This is a genomic window from Carnimonas bestiolae, from assembly GCF_051251145.1.
Classification (GTDB): domain Bacteria; phylum Pseudomonadota; class Gammaproteobacteria; order Pseudomonadales; family Halomonadaceae; genus Carnimonas; species Carnimonas bestiolae.
Window position 1 is genome coordinate 96,028 of the sequence record NZ_JBPCZK010000004.1, and the last position, 17,627, is coordinate 113,654.

The following is a 17,627-nucleotide window of genomic DNA, read 5'->3' on the forward strand; positions in this document are numbered from 1 at the left end:
AGCCCGCTTCGGCGGGCTTTTTCGTGCTGGAACAAAAGGGAAAGGTGCGTAGCGGCAGAGTGGCACGGTCGGTGAGCGAATAGGCTGAGGGGCCTGCCATTCGGTAGCAGGCCGCTCCAGAGCTATCACCGAAGGCGTGGGAGCGCTCGCTACTTGGTATGCGAACGCAGCGCTCCACGGTGGTGGCGCTGCAACACCGAGCTTGGTGAGAGACAACGCTCGCTAGGCGTTTTTCTTGCGGATTTCGAATACGTGATGAATTCCGGGACGGCGCTCGAAATCGGGGTCGATAGTATGGCGGCTAATGTCTTCCACATCGAAGCGCTCGGCGAGCTCGGGATCAAGCTTGAACTTGCGCTGGTTATTAGAGAACACCAAGGTGCCCGCAGGTGCCAGGCGTGCCATGCAGAGCTCGACCAACCGCACGTGATCGCGCTGAATGTCGAGCGTCGAGGACATCTTGCTGGAGTTCGAGAAGGTGGGCGGATCGAGGAAAATCAGGTCGAAGTAGCTGCGCTCGCGCTTCAGCCACTCGAAGCAGTCTTCCCGCACCACCGTGTGCCTGCCCATATGCAGCCGGTTCAGCGCGAAATTGTCGGCCGCCCACTCCAGGTACGTATTCGACATATCAACGCTGATGCTCTCCCGCGCGCCGCCGAGCGCGGCCTGCACGGTGGCGGTACCGGTGTAGCAGAACAAATTGAGAAAGCGCTTGCCCTGCGCCATTTCTTTTAGCTTGCGACGCACCGGCCGATGATCGAGAAACAGCCCTGTATCAAGGTAATCGCGCAGGTTCACCCACAGCTTCGCGCCCTCTTCTTCTACCTGAAAACGCTGCTGGGAAGAAGAATGGCGCTGGTATTGCGACTTGCCGGTTTGGCGCTGACGAGTCTTAAGGAAGATGCGATCGGAAGCCACTTCCAGCACCTCGGGCAGCGCGCCCAGTGCTTCATGCAGCCGCCGTTCAGCGCTGCGTGCATCGATCGAGCGCGGCGGTGCGTATTCCTGAACGTGTACCCAACTGCCGTAAATATCCACTGCCAATGCGTATTCCGGCATATCGGCGTCGTAGAGGCGATAGCATTGAGTACCACTGCGTTTTAGCCATTTGCCAAGGCGCTTTTTATTCTTGCGCAGGCGATTGGCAAACATCTGCGCACCTTCACTGTGACTAACGCCAGCGCTCGCTGCTTGTGCAGCGCCTTCGTTATTCATGCCCCGTGCATCGCGCTCGTCGCGGCCATACACGTCGATCAGCAGCAGCTTGCAGTCGATCGCACCATTGCGCAGCGCGTACTGCTTGTGCGCTTTCAGCCCGGTGCGATGCCCAAGCTCGGGGTTGCCGGTGAACAGCGCCAGCCGCCAACCGCCGAATTCGCTACGCATGCGCTCACCCAGCGCCTGATAGAGCGGAATCAGTGCAGGCACATCACCAATACGCTCACCGTAAGGCGGATTGGTAATGATCAAACCGCGCGACTGGTGGGCAGGCGCCTTGAGTCGCGCGACTTCACCACGCGACAGCGTCAGCCATTGGTCAACGCCGGCACGGCGTGCATTCGCTCCTGCCGCTTCCAGTGCCAGCGCATCGGCGTCCTGACCTACAAATGCGGCCGTTAGCGCACTCTTGCCACGCGTCGCCCGCTCCCGCGCTTGCCCCAGCACCTGCTGCCAGCGCTGCTCCTGATGCTGCTTCCAGCCATGAAAGCCGAACCGTCGCCGCCACAGGTTTGGCGCGATATCTGCGGCCATCAGCGCCGCTTCGATCAGTAGCGTGCCTGAACCGCACATCGGATCGACCAGCACCTCGCCCTGCGCCGCACGCTCCGGCCAACCGGCGCGAATCAGCAGCGCCGCGGCAAGATTCTCCTTGAGCGGTGCCTTGCCGCCTTCCAGACGATAGCCGCGCATATGCAGGCTATCCCCCGACAGATCGAGGCCGATCATCAGTCGCTCACGGTGCAGGTGCGCGTAAATACGCACATCCGGCGCTTGCAGCTCAACGCGTGGGCGCTCCTCACCGGCGCGCTGCAGACTGTCAACGACGGCATCCTTGATTACCTGAGCACCAAAGCGGGTGTGCCGAATAGCCTCTGACTGGCCGTGAAAATCAACCCGCAGGGTTGCTCCACCGCTGATGTGCTGCGGCCAATCGACGCCAATCGCTGCTTTGTAGAGAGCGTCGGCGTCACTCACCTGTTCGGCTTCGCCCAGCGTCATGATGATGCGGTTCGCCAGCCGTGAATGCAGACAGCATGCGTAGAGCACCTCAAGCGTGGCGTGCCCGCTTACCCCCGCTACCGTGGTGCCGTCGATGGCGGCATCCAGCGCAGTCAGTTCGGATGCCAGCAGTTGCTCGATGCCGCGTGGGCAGGTCGCAAAAAACGCGAGGGAATTGGATGAAGTCATAACACCTGCAAGGGTCAGAAGTCGTTTGGCTAAATGGCGTTAATAACACCTTAAGCCGTGCGGGTTCTGCCACCGTTCACAATAAAAGAAAATTCGCCCAAAGAAGCATCGGAAAGGCATCGACAGGGCAATCAAAATGTCATACAACAGGTAGTCCAGCTGTTGCAGAAAGCCCCCAACGGGAGCGCACAAATGCACCAGCACATGAAGCCACAAGCTTCAGCACGGCGCATTCGCGCCAGTAAGGGAAAGCATTATCGCATACTGTTGACGGCGTGCCTCTACTGATCGTGTCGCCGCGCCACTTCAACCCCTTACCACAATCACTGACGTCTACCCGCGACGCCAATCGCAGCAAGGTATTTTCGCAGAACCATGGGGAGTCATCCCCCAAACATCGCTACTCCGAGGAAGAACAGGCGCTCCGCCGCTTCCCCTCTACGCACAAGCAATGTGAGGTGTTCCATGAAAAAACATAAGCGCGATCCATCCCAGCAAGCCTTTTCTCGCGGCTACAAGGCCGGCATTAGCGGCCGCTCCCGCGATCTTTGCTCTACTCAGGTGATTAACCAGCGCGCTGCTTGGCTTAACGGCTGGCACGAAGGCCGCAATGATCAGTGGGAAGGAATGACCGGCGTTTCGGGCATTCATAAAAACCCCACCGTGCACGCCGCCACTGCCAACGTGTAGGCACGTCATTGATTACCGAGGCCCGCTCCATGCAGCGGGCCTTTTTGGTGGGAAATGTTGCGACTCGCCTCGCACCACACAACGTGCTGCATTGGGCCACCTTCGCCCTTCGCCCTTCGCCCTTCGCCCTTCGCCCTTCGCCCTTCGCCCTTCGCCCTTCGCCCTTCGCCCCTCTTGGTATCGCCAGCACTTCTCCACGATGGTCGCCAGACCTGTAATGGGCCTAGGCCCTCCGAACTCCTAGCGCACTTGGCCCTTTTAACTCCCGCTATCGTTGCCTCGCCGATGCGGCGCGAGCGCGTGAAAACTTCACCGTCGCAGCATGTAAGCGCCAATGCACCCGCCGTCCACGGCGATGCGGCAAGACGCGCAAGCAGCACAAAACACGTTATCAACCATTCATGGCTGGCGAATCGCCGGAAAACTAGTTAACTTGTTAACTTAATAGCGATAACGCTTGCCGTTCCATCAGTCGCCTCTGCCAACAGCGGTTCGTACAAGCAACCGGTATGGCCGTTAGCGTCGGCACGCTCCTCTCCCACATGAAGGGAGATGGAGTCGCTGGATGCGGAAAGCAGTGAAAAACGCGTCGAGGACCGACGTAACCAGCCAACTGGCACTTGGTGCCGTGATATACCGAGGAGGAAATCGATATGCGAGTAGCACTACTTCCTGAAGTTACTGCGTTTCTCAAACGTCAGCACGGCCACTTTATCGACGGTCAGCCGCGCGAAGGTACCGGTGCCGAGCGCATCGAGGTGATCAACCCCAGCGACGACCAACCGATTGCCACGGTGGCAACGGCGACGTCGAGCGACATAGAGGCGGCGGTGGCGTCTTCCCTGAGTGCTTTCAATAGCTCGTGGCGCCATACCCTGCCGGCTCAGCGTGCCGAAGTACTGTATCGATTAGCCGACCTGCTCGAACAGCACCGCGAAGCCCTGGCGCAGCTCGAGACGCTGCAATCGGGCAAGCTGATTAGCCTGGCGCGCAATTTCGAGATCACCACCGCTGCAGCGTTTTTACGCCACTACGCAGGCGCCGCTACTCGTATTACGGGCGAGACCATCACGCCGTCGATTCCCTCCTTCGGTGACGAGCGTTATACAGCGTTCACCCGCCGCGAGCCACTAGGCGTAGTGGTGGGCATCGTGCCGTGGAATTTCTCGATCATGATTGCGGTATGGAAGTTCGCTTCTGCGCTGGCCACCGGCTGTACGGCGATTATCAAGTCCTCGGAATTCACCCCGCTAACCATGCTGCGTATCGCTGAAATTGCGCTCGACGCTGGCGTTCCTGCGGGCGTGCTGAACGTGATCAACGGCAAGGGTGAAGCAGGCAGTGCCCTGATTAGCCATCAGGATGTCGCCAAGGTTAGCTTTACGGGCTCGGTGCCGACCGGTATTGCCGTGGGCACTCAAGCGCTGCAGTCACGGCTAACGCGGTTTACGCTCGAATTGGGCGGCAAGAACGCGGCCGGATTCTTGCCCGATTGCCCGATCGAGAAAATCATCGACGGTATCTTCGAAAGCGGCTTCATTAATCAAGGCCAGATTTGCGCTGCTGCCGAGCGCTTTTACGTTCCCCAGCCATTGCTCGACGACGTTCTAACGGGTATCAAGCAGCGCCTTGAGCAACTGCAGCCGGGCGACCCTATCGATGAGCAAGCGGACTATGGCCCTGTAGCCAATCGGGCTCATCTTGAGAAGCTCAACGCCGCCTTTGCCAAAGCGCGGCAGGAAGGCGATCAGGTAATTACCGGTGGTCACGTGCTTGATCGCCCGGGATGCTATGTCGCCCCTACTATTATTCGTGCGCATAGCCCTAATGCCTCATTGCTGCACGAAGAAACCTTCGGCCCGGTGGGCACCTTCATTGGATATGACACCGAGCAACAGCTGATCGAGGCGATGAACGCGGGCCCCTACGGTCTTTCGGCGAGCCTTTGGACCAACGATCTTAGCAAAGCGCTACAGCTTATTCCGCAAATCAACGCCGGTACTTTATGGGTGAATATGCACACCCTGCTCGACCCTGCGGTGCCGTTCGGCGGTATCAAAAGTTCGGGTATGGGGCGCGAATTCGGTGATGAGTTCATTAACGACTACACCGAGCTCAAGTCGGTACTGGTGCGCTACTAACTCGCCACCGCAACCTTACTCAGCTATGTAGTGACGCGCACCAATAGCGGCGCAGCCAGCCCTATTGGTGCCCACCCGCGCTGTTTGCCTAAACGCACTGCTCCCGAGGCAACGCCTCGTTACTGTTCCGGCTGGCGTCACCACACGTGAACACAGGCCATTACCGCGCCACCCAAAGCCTATGGCGGTTCGGCGTATCGGCGTATCGGCGGTTCGGCGGTTCGGCGGTTCGGCGGTTCGGCGGTTCGGCGGTTCGGCGGTTCGGCGGTTCGGCGGTGCAGGCAATGTTGCCCGTACAGGATGCGTAAACCCTATTGCTGACTTGAATTTCTGCAAAAAAAAGCCGCCACCCAAACACCCCGGTGACGGCAACAACGCTTCCGTTACAGTGAGCTTCCCAGCTTATAGCCCTTCTCTCGATCACCCTTGCGCGTGTAAGAAAAGCCATCGGCGCCAACCGTCACGTCGATCTCCTTGGGCTGCTCGCGCTGCGTTAACGGCACCAGATTGCCGTCCAGATCGACCACCCGTGATCCCTCGGTGTACCAGCTCGGCACCACCGCATTACCCCACCAATCGCGGCGCTGATTATCATGAACATCCCACGACACTCTGGGGGTATCGGGATCGCCGGTGTAGTAATCCTGCGTGTAGATTTCAATACGATGTCCATCAGGATCGCGCAGGTAGAGATAAAAAGCGTTGGAAACACCGTGCCGCCCCGGCCCGCGCTCAATGGCATCGGACTGGCGCAGGGCACCCAGCTTGTCGCAAATAGCCAGAATGTTGTGTTTCTCATGCGTAGCAAAGGCAATGTGGTGGACGCGCGGACCGTCGCCGCCGGTCATTGCGGTATCGTGCACCGTGGATTTACGGCACATCCAGGCGGCGTACTGGACACCCTGATCATCGCAAATATCCTCGGTCACTCTGAAGCCGAGTGCTTCAGCAAACGAGATACCGCGCGCAACGTCGGGGGTAATCTGGTTGAAATGATCCAGCCGCACCAGCGCCCCGGGAATATGCAAATCGTACCGCCACGTCAAGCGCTCGACATGTTCCACTTCGTGGAAGAACTCCAGGGTAAAGCCCAACGGATCTTCCACCCTCACGGCATCGCCCACGCCGTCCACAAAGCCATCGCTGCGACGCTCAGTGCGACACCCCTGCGCCTTGAAATACGCCTCAGCCAGCGCAACATCAGCGGCGCTGCGAACACGATAGGCCAGTGCCGCCACAGCAGCATGCTGTGCCTGCTTGAGCACCAGATTGTGATGAATGAACTCCTCGAAGGTGCGCAAATAAAGCGCCTCAGAGGACTCTTTGGTAACCACCAGGCCAAGCGCTCCCACATAAAAATCGCGCGCGGCGGCAAGGTCGGTAACGTGAATTTCCATATAGGCACAGCGCAGTATGTCGGGTATTTGTGCCTGCGCTGTGGAGTCGGCATTTGTCATGGTGTTTCTCTCACGAAGAGCTGCAAGGAAGTCTGGTTGTGCGTTGCTTATAGCGTTGGTTATTGCATGCTGCGGTATCGCCGTATTTCAGTAGTGCCCTGTACCCGTATTGCGTGTGACCGTATTGCTCATCCACGCCACGCCAGCCGCGCCTAGCGATCGATAGCATGACGCTGCCTAAATTCACTTAATCGCTTCGACAGCGCCGCGGTGAAAAGCCCGATATCACTACCTACCGCCACAAAGGCCGCGCCGAGGGTCAGATAGTGCTGAGCAAGCGTTAGATCGCTGGTCAGAATGCCGGCGGGCTTGCCTACTTCACCCAGCCGCGTAAGCGCATCTACCACCACTTGCTGAACCTCAGGGGCGGAGGGGCGACCGATAAAGCCCAAGTCTGCCGCCAAATCGGCGGGACCAATAAAAACGCCATCCACGCCCTCAACTGCCGCGATGTCGTCCAGCGCGTCTAGTCCAGCGCGGCTTTCGATCTGCACCAACAAGCAGACTTGCTCATTGGCGGTGCTCAGATAATCATCAATGGCGTTGAAGCGCGACGCCCGCGCCAGCGCTGCGCCGACGCCGCGAATACCGTGCGGCGGATAGCGCACCGCGCGCACCAACTGCTCGGCCTGTGCGGCACTTTCGACCATCGGAATCAGTAAGGTTTGCGCGCCAATGTCGAGCAACTGCTTGATCATCCACGCCTCACCGACCGGTGGGCGTACTACCGCGTGGCTCGCGCTGGCCTGAACTGCCTGCAATTGGCCCAGCAGCAACGGCAGGTCGTTGGGCGCATGTTCAGCGTCCAGCAGCAGCCAGTCATAACCCGCCGCCGCCGAAATTTCGGCGCTGTAGGCGTTAGCGAGCGCCAGCCACAAACCAATTTGAGGCGACGAAGATCGTAGCGCTTGTTTGAACGGATTAATCGGCGCGGGCATCACTGCTCCTTCACTGAAAGTAGACGGCAACCGTGCCGAGAGGGCCAAAATCGCCGACGATGGTATCGCCGCTGCGCGCCTCGACGGTGCGGATAAACGACCCCGACAGCACCCACTGCCCCGCATCGATGGCTTCTCCGTACTCCGCCAAACGATTGGCCAACCATGCAATACCCGTGGCGGGATGATTGAGCACCGCCGCGCCGAGGCCGGTCTCTTCGACCACGCCGTTACGGGTCACAATGGCACCCGCCCAGCGCAAATCGACGGCGTCTACCCGCATTGGCCGTCCTCCAGTCACAAAGCCACCGTTGGCAGCATTGTCAGCGACGGTATCGATCACCGTGCGTTTTTTCCCCGTGGCTGGGTCCGCGCGTATCACTCGGGTATCGAGAATCTCCAGCGCAGGCACCACGTAATCCGTCGCATTCAGCACATCGAGTAGCGTTACGCCCGGCCCTTTAAGCGGCGAATGCAGCACAAAACACAGCTCGGCTTCGATACGCGGCTGAATGAATCGCCCGGCCGGAATAGTCGCCCCATCGCCAAACTCCATGTCGTCCAGCAGCGCGCCCGAATCGAGCGTATCGATCTCCAAAAGCGACTGCATGGCGCGCGATGTCAGCCCGATTTTCCAGCCCACCAGCCGTCGTCCCGCTTTCCTTTTGCGTTCGATCCATGCTTTCTGGACGGCATAGGCGTCGTCGAGCGTCATGTCGGGAAAGCGCAGCGACAGCAAGCCGATTTGACGCTGCTGCTGCTCGGCCGCTTCCAACCAATCTACTGATTGCTGAATGTGCTCACTGCTTAGCATGCCGCGCCCTCGTCTTGCACCGAATTGCGCAGCGTGCCGATGCCTTCGGCTTCTACCTCAATCACATCACCGGGCACTAGCCACTGCGGCGGCTCCAGTCGGGCACCAGCGCCAGTGGGCGTACCGCACACGATCACATCGCCCGCCTCCAGATGCGTGAAGGTAGAGATATAGCTGATCAGATAGGCGAAAGAAAAAATCATTCGGGAGGTACGGTCGTCCTGACGAATTTCGCCGTTAACACGCGTCTGCAAACGAATATCTGCCAATTGCGAAGCATCGTGGAAAGGCACCAGCCAAGGGCCAAGAGCACCGGAGTGCACAAAGTTTTTGCCCTGGGTCACGTTGAATTTGGCGTGCCGCACCCAGTCTCGTAGCGTGCCTTCATTGCACAGCGTTAGCGCGGCAACGTGGTCGAGCGCATCCTGCTCGGCAATACGCCGACCAGCGCGACCGATCACCAGCGCAATTTCACCTTCGTAATCGAGCTGCTCGCTTTCGGGCGGCCGTATTAGCGGCTGCAGGTGTCCGGTAAACGATGAAGCAAAACGAATAAACAGCGACGGATACGCGGGCGCTGCCTGACCATCCTTGTATTCCGCGTTGCGGTCGGGGTAGTTCACCCCCACGCAAATAATCTTGCCGGGCCGCTGCAAGGGAATCAGGAATTCAATGTCGTCCACTGCCAGTTGCGGAGTCTGCCCCTGAGCAGCGCTTGCCAACTGATCAAAGGCATTGGCGTGCGCCACGTCATCCAGCGTAGGGAACTGCGGCAGCAGCGTGTGCAACGGCACCACGCCCGCCTCGGTAATCGCTCCGTAGCCGACGTCACCGGCATGGCGGTAGCGCGCAAATCTGCTTGTTGGCATGCCCACTCCCCCCACCTTCAGTTGACCAACTGTGGAATCACCTGCGCCGAGTCAGCGAAAGCGATGTTCTTGGTTTCCATGTAAAAATCGAACGACCAGTCACCGCCATCGCGGCCAATGCCAGAAGCCTTCACCCCGCCAAAAGGCGCCGGAAGGTGGCGAACATTTTGCGAATTCACCCAGATCATGCCCGCTTCCAGCGCATCGCTAACGCGAATAGAGCGGGTGACGTCCGATGTCCACAAATAGGCCGCCAGGCCATAAGGCGTGTCGTTGGCGATGGCGATGGCGTCGGCCTCGTCGCTGAACGGAATCGAAGTCAGCACCGGACCGAAAATTTCTTCCTGCGCGATAGGCGATTGATTACTAACGCCAGTGAACAGCGTCGGCTCGACATAGCAGCCTCCACCGGGGCCGTCATACTCTCGGCCGCCAGTGGCGATGGTGATACCGCTTTGGCGGGCCAGATCGAAATACTTGAGCACCTTCTGCTGGTGCTGCGGATGAATCAGCGGACCAATAACGGTCGCGGGATCGAGCGGATGCCCTACCTTGATTCTGGCCGCCTTCTCGGCCACTCGCGCATTGAACTCCTCGTAAATGCTGCTCTGTACCAGCAGCCGCGACGACGAGGTGCAGCGTTCGCCGTTCAGCGAATAGATCATGAACACGGCAGCGTCGACCGCTCGTTCGATATCCGCATCTTCGAACACAATGACCGGATTCTTGCCCCCCAGCTCGAAGTGCACGCGCTTCAGGGTATCGGCGCCCTGCTTCATGATCAGCGAACCCGTGCGGCTCTCGCCCACAAACGCCAGCGCTTTGATCGATGGGTGTTCGGTGAGCGCTTTGCCCGCTTCTTCTCCGAAACCGTTCACCACGTTCCACACCCCACTCGGCAGCCCCGCCTCATTGGCAATCTCTGCCAGCAGGCTGGCGGTCAGCGGCGAGAACTCGGCAGGCTTATGCACCACACTGCAGCCGGCTGCGAGCGCTGGCGCTATCTTCCACGTAGACAGCATGAAGGGGGTGTTCCATGGCGTAATAACGCCCACCGGGCCGATCGGATAGCGCGAGGTGATATTGATTTGGCCATCACCACGCAGCGATTTACCGTCGCGCGCTTCAGGTGCTCTGTCGGCGAAGAAGCGGAAATTTTCCGCACCACGCAGGGCCGCCTGGCGCATAAAACGGTAGGCCTGCCCAGTATCGATACACTCGAGCAACGCAATCTCTTCAGCTCGCCGCTCGATCGCATCGGCCATGCGGTGCAGCGCCGCCTTGCGCGCTTTGCCCGACTGCGCTGCCCACTCCTTGAACGCACCTTCCGCTGCCTTGGCGGCTAGATCGATATCTTCCGCCTTACCATGCGCCACGTGCGCCAAGGGCGTTAGATCGATGGGGGAAATCGTCTCGAAGGTGGTGTTATCAACCGCCGCACGGGCAATCCCACCGATATAGTTCGGCACGCCATTGGTGTTGAACCTGTCGAGATACTGCTGTGCTTTTTCCAGCTGCTGCTCAAGAGATGCCATGGGAGTTCCCGTCGAAGATCAACCGCTCAAAGGAGCGAGAATTAACTTAACCTGTTAAATAAAATGGCAACAAACCATGTCGGATGTCAAGATATTCATCGCGTGTATCCGGCTATCAGGCCCAACACGGCGAATGCCAACGCCCGTATGCCCTATCGAACTGCCCGCCACTGGCGCGCTCCACATAATTACCGCGGTTGCGCGCCAGCGACCTTTGCTGGGTGGGCGAATCAACACATGCCCAACGCACGCTGATGCGGTAGGCTTGGGGCAGCCACATCGTTCCCATTGTCCTGCCGAGTAATCAATGACTCACGACACGCCGCCATCCGACCTGCTCGCCGCTGAATCACCTAGCTCACTACGTACACCGCGCGAATCGCTACCGATCGCGCTGCTGCGCGCGCGCGAAAGCGTGATGACGGCGTTTCGCCCGATGCTAGCCAAGCATGATCTTACCGAGCAGCAGTGGCGCGTTATTCGCCTGCTGCATGAAAACGGCGAGATGGATGCCTCGGACGTGGCGGCCCGCGCCTTTGTGCTGCTGCCAAGCCTGACGCGCATTACCCGCACGCTTGAGGGCAAGCAGGTTATTTCGCGCCGCCGCGATCGTCTGGATGGACGTCGCACTTTGCTGAAACTCGAGCCTGCCGGCGCCGCCATCATTCATGAAGTGCTGCCCGACCATCGTCGTATTTATCAGGAACTGGAAGCACATTTTGGGCGCGAGTGGCTAGCCGACCTGCTGGAGCGGCTAGAGTTGCTGATCAACTACTAAGCCGCGAACTTCGCCCTCTCATCCTTGCGATTGCCCGCTTCGTGACGTGCCTTCCCGCCAACGTCAGGTAGTAATGTGCCCACCACCAATACTTAACATGTTAACTTTTGACCAAAAAGCGCTATGCTAATCGGGACGCGCCATCGAGAGCGCACCTTGATAGGAGAATTCCCATGCCGCACTTGGTTGTTCTTCATTCTGCAGAGCTTGAGCAAGAGCTGGATATCGCCGCACTGCTGCGCAACCTGGCTGACTGTCTGGCAACTCAGCGCGATGCCAACGGCGTTTTGATATTCCCTACCGGTGGCATTCGCGTGTTCTCGTACCCCGCTACTCACAGCGCAATTGCTGATGGCAGCGGCGACTATCGCTTTATGTACGCCCACTTGCGAATTGGTACAGGGCGCGCGAAAGAGATCCACCAGGCGGTCGGCGATACGCTATCAGCGCTGCTGAACGAGGCGATCACGCCACTGCTGGCCCAGCACCCGATCGGCGTTACGCTGCAAATCGATGAGAGCACGAATCAAGTCTTCGATTTCAAGGCCAGCTCGCTGCACCCGCTGTTCCAGCAGCGCAGCGCGAGCGACGCCCACAAGGATACGCCTAGCGGCAAATAGGCGAGCGGCGCATTAGCACAGATCGGCAAGTTGTCGGGCGTTGAATTGATAGCCAGCGCGAAGCCGCGCGACACTCGCCACATCACCTTGTGCCCGCCCCTTCGGGACTTACTTATTACCTGCCAGAACTGTGGGAAGCATTGCTATGTCAACAACCATCGACTTCCGCTACCTTTCCGAAGCCGACATGATTCAGGCAGGCGTCACCAATATGGCGGACTGCATCGCGACCATGGAGGAGATGTTTCTGCTGTTGCACAGCGGCGACTATCGCATGGCCGGGCCGAACAGCGATTCCCATGGCGCTATGGTGACCTTCCCGGAAAACTCGCCCTTCCCGACAATGCCCAAGCCCACCGCTGATCGCCGCTTCATGGCAATGCCGGGATATTTGGGCGGTGATTTTCACGTAGCGGGCATGAAGTGGTACGGATCAAACGTTGCCAACCGCGACAAGGGATTACCCCGCTCTATTCTGATGTTCGTGCTGAACGATGCGGATACCGGCGCCCCCTTGGCCTTTATGTCGGCCAATCTGCTTTCCGCCTATCGTACGGGCGCCATTCCTGGTGTCGGTGCGCGTCATCTTGCCAAGGCAGATGCCCGGGTGGTCGGCATACAGGGGCCAGGCGTGATGGCGCGCACGTCGTTGAGCGCGTTCGTGGCAGTGCGCCCCACTATCGATACGCTCAATATCAAGGGACGCAGCGCCCAGGGCGTGCAGAACTTTGTCGATTGGGTTAAAACAAGCTTTCCCAGCATCGTCACGATCAACGTCGTTGATAGCACCGAAGAGGTCGTCAGAGGCGCGGATATTGTGACCTTCTGCACGTCGACGCCAACCGGCAATCCCGACGAATATCCGCCGCTGAAGCGCGAGTGGTTGTCACCGGGGGCATTCGCCGCGATGCCGGCGGCATGCTGCATGGACGATGGCCTCAATGCGCCTGAGGTGCGCAAGGTATTGGACAATATCCGGCTCTATGAGGCGTGGTATGAGGAAGTGCCCAAGCCGGCACATTGCCACATTCCCCTACTAGGCGTGCAGTTGATGGACAGCTGCGCCGAAGGCCGCGTTGAGCATGCGGCACTCGAAGACCTCGGCGCGATCGTCGCAGGAGACAGCAGCGGCCGCCGTAACGATGAAGAAATTATCGTGATGTCGGTGGGCGGCATGCCCGTCGAAGATATTGCCTGGGCCGCCAAGCTTTATCGCAATGCAGTGGCAAACGACATTGGCACCACACTCAATCTGTGGGATCAGCCGGCGCTTGGCTGAGTACCGCAGCGCTGATGGGATATCGAATGATGGCACCTCAAACAACTCCTATCCACAGCGATGATCATCTGCCTCACAGCACCGGCGTCGTGATTATAGGTGGCGGTATCGTTGGCATGACTGCCGCGCTGGTGCTTGCCGAGCGCAAGATACCCGTCACCGTGGTGGAAAAAGGCCGCATCGGGGCCGAGCAGTCGTCACGCAATCTTGGCTGGGTGCGCAAGACTAATCGCGCCCCTGAAGATGTTCCTTTGGCGCTGGCCGCAGACCCGCTATGGCAAACGCTGGAGCAACGCTGTGGACAATCGGTAGGCTATCGTCAGGCTGGCATTATGTTCGTGGCAACGTCTGAACAGGAGCAGCAAGGCTACGAGCAGTGGCTAGACCAGGTAGATCGCGACGCGCTGACCAGTCGCTTGCTTTCGTCCAACGAAGTAGCAAAGCTCGCCCCGGGCAGCCGCGTTCAATGGCGTGCCGGCCTCTATACGCCCTCGGATGGCTACGCTGAGCCAACGCTGGCCACCAGCGCAATTGCCAACAAGGCGCAGGCGCTCGGTGCGGTGCTGCTTGAGCACTGTGCGGCGCGGGGGCTGAGTCGCTCCGCGGGCAAGATAAGCGGCGTTATTACCGAACATGGCGAAATACGCTGCGACGGCGTGCTGATCGCGGGCGGCATGTGGTCGCGACGCTTGTTGGGAATCGAAGGCGTTAACCTGCCAACGCTGCCGCTGATTTGTTCAGCATGTCACACCACTGACGTTGCCGCCCCCACCGAAGCGGCGGTCGGCGCGTCCAACTTCTCCTTCAGGCGTCATCAGCGCGGCGGCTATATCGTTACGCAACGCAGCAAGCTGAACGCCCCGCTCACCTTCGACCATTTGCTGCTGGGGCGACGCTATCTCTCCACCCTCAAGGCACAGCATCGTTTGCTCAGGATTTCTGTTGGACGCTATGGCTGGGACGATGCCAGACGCGGCAGGCGCTGGCACTCTGACATGCTTAGCCCTTTCGAGAAGCTGCGGGTGATGTCACCACTGCCCAATCAAGCATTCAACAACAATGCCTTGAAACACTTGGCACAGGCGTGGCCCTGCTTTGAGGGAGCGCGCATCAAAGACGCCTGGGCAGGCGTGATGGACATTACCCCCGACTCGAACCCTGTCATCAGTACGCTTGATGATCTGCCTGGCGTGACCGTCGCCACCGGCTTCTCTGGACACGGTTTTGGCACCGCCCCAGCAGCAGGGCAATTGGCGGCTGATTTAGTAATGGGCACCCCGCCGCTCGTTGACCCAACCCCTTATCGCTTCAGCCGCTTCAACTGATACGTCGATCGCTTAAGTGAAGAACGGCGGCAAGCGCTGTGATCGTGTCCGTAGGGTAACGCGCAGCAGCAGAGCGCTACGTGACCTTCTATCGCAACACTGAATGAACCGAACCAACCCACATCACCAGCCGCATTACTGCACTATCATAACCATTAATTGGCTGCACACTTCGGCACACTTTTTACCCTAGCGACCGTACTGCACTTGGCTTCACCTGAGGAGAGAAACCTGTGGACGTCTCGGTATGTCGATTCGACGATGTTTCAGCACATGCCCAAGGTCTGAGGGATTGGCAGCAGCGCTATGCGCAGCTAAGCCCGGGACACTATCAGGGCGAACTGGTCGATCTGAGCATGGGCGATGTGCGAGTGTTTCGGGAAACCACTAATCTCGCCCTGGCGCAGGTGGTTAGCTTCCCTGACCATCAGCAGCATCTAATGATTCCGCTCAGCGATGCTGACTGCGGCCCCTTCTGCCGAAACGCCATTACTCTGCTGCCACAATGTCAGCGCATGCGTGCGGGGGCGCCCTCCAATTACGACATTTTGGTGCTGTCGTTACCTAATCAGCGCTACGCATCACTGACCAACGACAGTCGTCACGTGCGCCGCCTGGACATTGCCGGCGATGCGCTCGCTCTGCTCAAGCAGGAGTGGCGTGCGATCATGGATTACTTCGCGTGTCATCAGAACGATCACGGTGAAGGGCTGATACGGGCGATGCGCTGCAAGGTAGAAGGCACCCTCGCGCTGTTGGAAGAGCAAAGCTCACTGACGCCAACCCGCGAAGACCGCTTTTACCATCCTCGCCGTTACATCGTCGAACGCTGTCTGGAGCTTCTCGAGGCAACCCCTGACACGCCGCTGTCGCTGATGGCACTGTGCCAGCGTCTGAAAATTTCCCGACGTACTTTGCAGTACAGTTTCGAAGCCGAAACCGGACACTCGCCGCTGCACTACATTCGGGCGGTGCGCCTTAACGCCGTGCGCCAGACGCTGCTAAACGATCCCACCACCACCGTAACTCAGGCAGCCGCGGAACAAGGCATGTTTCATCAAAGCTACTTTAGCCGCAGCTATCGGCGATTGTTCGATGAACGCCCGAGCGACACGCTAAAGCGCGCCGTTGCTAACCGCTGATCGTTACTCGGTAGCAGTTTGACGCAGCCTGTAGCGACGATACGCCAATGCGCTAATCGCCCCTAATACGCCCATGCTAATCACCAACAGCGGCAAGGCGTGTACCGCCAGGCTATCGCTGCCGGTTAACAGACCCAAATTAGCGCTCACCAATACGAAGGCGGCCATCAGTCCCACCAGCGCCACCATCGGCAGCACCCTGGTGGTGAGCTGCGAATGATGGTGGGCATTGCGTTTGAAGAAACGCATCGCGGCCATCATCACCAACGCCTGCACGGCAATGATCGACAATACCGCCAGCGCCGACATCCACGAGAAGACAATCCGATAGGGGGCGGCCTGAGTGAGCGCAAACAGCACCAGCATAAAGCCCACCAGGATTGCTTGCAGCAGCCCTGCCACATGCGGCGAGCCAGTGCGGGCGTGGGTATGGCTCAGCATGCGCCAGGCCGGCAGCTTTTTGCCGATGACATAAAAGTAGCGATTCAGAGTGTTGTGAAACGACAGCAGGCAGGCAAACAGGCTCACCAGTAGCAGCACACTCATAAGCGTTACTGCCCATGGCCCTAACAGTTGCTCTGCGGCGGACATATAAAAGCCGTCGAGATTGGCCTGGGCACGCTGCTGCACCTGCGAAGGCCCATAAAACTGCACGATGGCCCAGCTGGAGAAGGCATAGAACACGGTAATCAAAAGTACTGCCACATAGGTGGCACGTGGAATGGTACGCCGCGGATTGCGTGCTTCTTCAGCAAAAATGGCCGTCGCCTCAAAGCCCACGTAAGCCCCGAGTACAAACACCATCGACACCCCAAAGCCGTGACCAAACACTTCACTGGGGCGGAACCCTGCCACGCTAAGGCCTTCGCTCGCGCTACCGCTAGCGATAATGGCAATGTTCAGAAGCATCAGCACCGCTATTTCGGCAACCATGCAAACGCCCAGCAGTAGCCCCGAGACCTCAATCTTGTAGCGTCCCAGCAGCGTAACCAACGCCAGCACCAGCAGCGACCAGCACCACCACGGCAGCGTAATATCGAAACGCGCCATGGTAGCGGCCATAAACACGCTAAACAGCGCATAAATGCCTAGCTGCACGGCAAAGTAAGCGAGCATCGATACCACTGCGCCGGCACATCCCACCACACCGCCAAGTCCTTTGAGAATGTATTCATAAAACCCGCCGGCACTGGATACATACAAAGACATCGCCGTGAAGGGACGCGAAAACACCAGGTACAGCGCCCCCGCCACCACAAAGGCACCGGGCACTCCCGCGCCGCTGCCAAAGGCGAAAGCAGGCGGAGTGGCACCCACCACCGCAGTCATGGGTGCAGCAGCGGCCACCACGAAGAAAACGATATGCAGCATGCCGATGGCGTTGGCTTTGAGCGAGGTGTTGCTGCTATTGGCAGACACGTCCATATGGAATATTCCAGGCGCTATTATTGTTGAAACCGGAGGTCCATGAAGTGTTAGCGGAGAGGCACAGACGCACAAGGGCGCGATACATACATTGCCAAAATGTGCTAAGGAGAGGAGGCGAGTTTTAGCCTGGAAATAAGCGCTTTTAGAGACGCGGCAGGCGGCAGGCGGCAGGCGGCAGGCGGCAGGCGGCAGGCGGCAGGCG

General features: G+C 58.9%; 14 protein-coding genes. 7 read left to right on the forward strand and 7 right to left on the reverse strand.

Features of this window, described 5'->3' with window-relative positions:
• Positions 1 to 222: 222 nt before the first annotated feature.
• Entirely contained in the window at positions 223 to 2,409 is a 2,187-nt protein-coding gene (gene rlmKL / locus R84865_RS06795; protein ID WP_435639195.1) for a bifunctional 23S rRNA (guanine(2069)-N(7))-methyltransferase RlmK/23S rRNA (guanine(2445)-N(2))-methyltransferase RlmL, read from the reverse strand.
• Between the two features lie 465 nt (positions 2,410 to 2,874).
• On the opposite strand from rlmKL, the gene rmf reads away from it, so the two are divergent.
• Positions 2,875 to 3,099, forward strand: coding sequence for a ribosome modulation factor (gene rmf, locus R84865_RS06800; RefSeq protein ID WP_435639196.1), 225 nt, complete (start codon positions 2,875 to 2,877; stop codon positions 3,097 to 3,099).
• A 653-nt stretch (positions 3,100 to 3,752) separates the two neighbouring features.
• Entirely contained in the window at positions 3,753 to 5,240 is a 1,488-nt protein-coding gene (locus R84865_RS06805; protein WP_435639197.1) for an aldehyde dehydrogenase family protein, read from the forward strand.
• 383 nt (positions 5,241 to 5,623) lie between these two features.
• Here R84865_RS06805 and hpaD read toward each other — a convergent pair whose 3' ends face one another.
• The 5 genes from hpaD to hpaE all read right to left on the reverse strand — a co-directional run bounded on the left by hpaD (position 5,624) and on the right by hpaE (position 10,853).
• Positions 5,624 to 6,697 (reverse strand): 3,4-dihydroxyphenylacetate 2,3-dioxygenase, encoded by a 1,074-nt coding sequence (gene hpaD, locus R84865_RS06810; RefSeq protein ID WP_435639198.1) that lies wholly within the window; start codon positions 6,695 to 6,697, stop codon positions 5,624 to 5,626.
• Positions 6,698 to 6,849: 152 nt separating this feature from the next.
• The gene (gene hpaI / locus R84865_RS06815) at positions 6,850 to 7,635 is read right to left on the reverse strand and encodes a 4-hydroxy-2-oxoheptanedioate aldolase (RefSeq protein ID WP_435632751.1); all 786 of its coding nucleotides are present in this window, start codon (positions 7,633 to 7,635) and stop codon (positions 6,850 to 6,852) included.
• A 10-nt stretch (positions 7,636 to 7,645) separates the two neighbouring features.
• On the reverse strand, positions 7,646 to 8,449 hold the full coding sequence (gene hpaH / locus R84865_RS06820; protein WP_435637852.1) for a 2-oxo-hept-4-ene-1,7-dioate hydratase: 804 nt from the start codon (positions 8,447 to 8,449) through the stop codon (positions 7,646 to 7,648).
• Positions 8,443 to 9,318 carry a fumarylacetoacetate hydrolase family protein gene (locus R84865_RS06825; protein WP_435639199.1) on the reverse strand — a complete coding sequence of 292 codons (876 nt, stop codon included), beginning with the start codon at positions 9,316 to 9,318 and terminating at the stop codon, positions 8,443 to 8,445. Before R84865_RS06825 ends, hpaH begins: the two co-directional genes overlap by 7 nt.
• 17 nt (positions 9,319 to 9,335) lie before the next feature.
• Complete coding sequence (hpaE, locus tag R84865_RS06830) at positions 9,336 to 10,853, reverse strand: 5-carboxymethyl-2-hydroxymuconate semialdehyde dehydrogenase (protein WP_435639200.1); 1,518 nt, start codon at positions 10,851 to 10,853, stop codon at positions 9,336 to 9,338.
• A gap of 307 nt (positions 10,854 to 11,160) precedes the next feature.
• On the opposite strand from hpaE, the gene hpaR reads away from it, so the two are divergent.
• The 5 genes from hpaR to R84865_RS06855 all read left to right on the forward strand — a co-directional run bounded on the left by hpaR (position 11,161) and on the right by R84865_RS06855 (position 15,997).
• Complete coding sequence (gene hpaR, locus R84865_RS06835) at positions 11,161 to 11,631, forward strand: homoprotocatechuate degradation operon regulator HpaR (protein ID WP_435637849.1); 471 nt, start codon at positions 11,161 to 11,163, stop codon at positions 11,629 to 11,631.
• A 173-nt stretch (positions 11,632 to 11,804) separates the two neighbouring features.
• Positions 11,805 to 12,251 (forward strand): hypothetical protein, encoded by a 447-nt coding sequence (locus tag R84865_RS06840; protein WP_435639201.1) that lies wholly within the window; start codon positions 11,805 to 11,807, stop codon positions 12,249 to 12,251.
• A gap of 145 nt (positions 12,252 to 12,396) precedes the next feature.
• The gene (locus R84865_RS06845; protein WP_435639202.1) at positions 12,397 to 13,530 is read left to right on the forward strand and encodes an ornithine cyclodeaminase family protein; all 1,134 of its coding nucleotides are present in this window, start codon (positions 12,397 to 12,399) and stop codon (positions 13,528 to 13,530) included.
• Positions 13,531 to 13,556: 26 nt separating this feature from the next.
• Complete coding sequence (locus R84865_RS06850) at positions 13,557 to 14,855, forward strand: NAD(P)/FAD-dependent oxidoreductase (protein ID WP_435639203.1); 1,299 nt, start codon at positions 13,557 to 13,559, stop codon at positions 14,853 to 14,855.
• A 233-nt stretch (positions 14,856 to 15,088) separates the two neighbouring features.
• Positions 15,089 to 15,997, forward strand: coding sequence for a helix-turn-helix domain-containing protein (locus R84865_RS06855; protein ID WP_435632759.1), 909 nt, complete (start codon positions 15,089 to 15,091; stop codon positions 15,995 to 15,997).
• 3 nt (positions 15,998 to 16,000) lie between these two features.
• On the opposite strand, the gene R84865_RS06860 is transcribed toward R84865_RS06855, so the two are convergent.
• A complete protein-coding gene (locus R84865_RS06860; protein WP_435639204.1) occupies positions 16,001 to 17,422 on the reverse strand; it encodes an APC family permease in 1,422 nt (473 codons plus the stop codon).
• Positions 17,423 to 17,627 lie beyond the last annotated feature (205 nt).

Coding starts and splice junctions, on each gene's coding strand:
- rlmKL (WP_435639195.1), bottom strand. CDS start 2,409: ATGACTTCATCCAATTCCCTCGCGTTTTTTGCGACCTGCCCACGCGGC.
- rmf (WP_435639196.1), top strand. CDS start 2,875: ATGAAAAAACATAAGCGCGATCCATCCCAGCAAGCCTTTTCTCGCGGC.
- R84865_RS06805 (WP_435639197.1), top strand. CDS start 3,753: ATGCGAGTAGCACTACTTCCTGAAGTTACTGCGTTTCTCAAACGTCAG.
- hpaD (WP_435639198.1), bottom strand. CDS start 6,697: ATGACAAATGCCGACTCCACAGCGCAGGCACAAATACCCGACATACTG.
- hpaI (WP_435632751.1), bottom strand. CDS start 7,635: ATGCCCGCGCCGATTAATCCGTTCAAACAAGCGCTACGATCTTCGTCG.
- hpaH (WP_435637852.1), bottom strand. CDS start 8,449: ATGCTAAGCAGTGAGCACATTCAGCAATCAGTAGATTGGTTGGAAGCG.
- R84865_RS06825 (WP_435639199.1), bottom strand. CDS start 9,318: ATGCCAACAAGCAGATTTGCGCGCTACCGCCATGCCGGTGACGTCGGC.
- hpaE (WP_435639200.1), bottom strand. CDS start 10,853: ATGGCATCTCTTGAGCAGCAGCTGGAAAAAGCACAGCAGTATCTCGAC.
- hpaR (WP_435637849.1), top strand. CDS start 11,161: ATGACTCACGACACGCCGCCATCCGACCTGCTCGCCGCTGAATCACCT.
- R84865_RS06840 (WP_435639201.1), top strand. CDS start 11,805: ATGCCGCACTTGGTTGTTCTTCATTCTGCAGAGCTTGAGCAAGAGCTG.
- R84865_RS06845 (WP_435639202.1), top strand. CDS start 12,397: ATGTCAACAACCATCGACTTCCGCTACCTTTCCGAAGCCGACATGATT.
- R84865_RS06850 (WP_435639203.1), top strand. CDS start 13,557: ATGATGGCACCTCAAACAACTCCTATCCACAGCGATGATCATCTGCCT.
- R84865_RS06860 (WP_435639204.1), bottom strand. CDS start 17,422: ATGGACGTGTCTGCCAATAGCAGCAACACCTCGCTCAAAGCCAACGCC.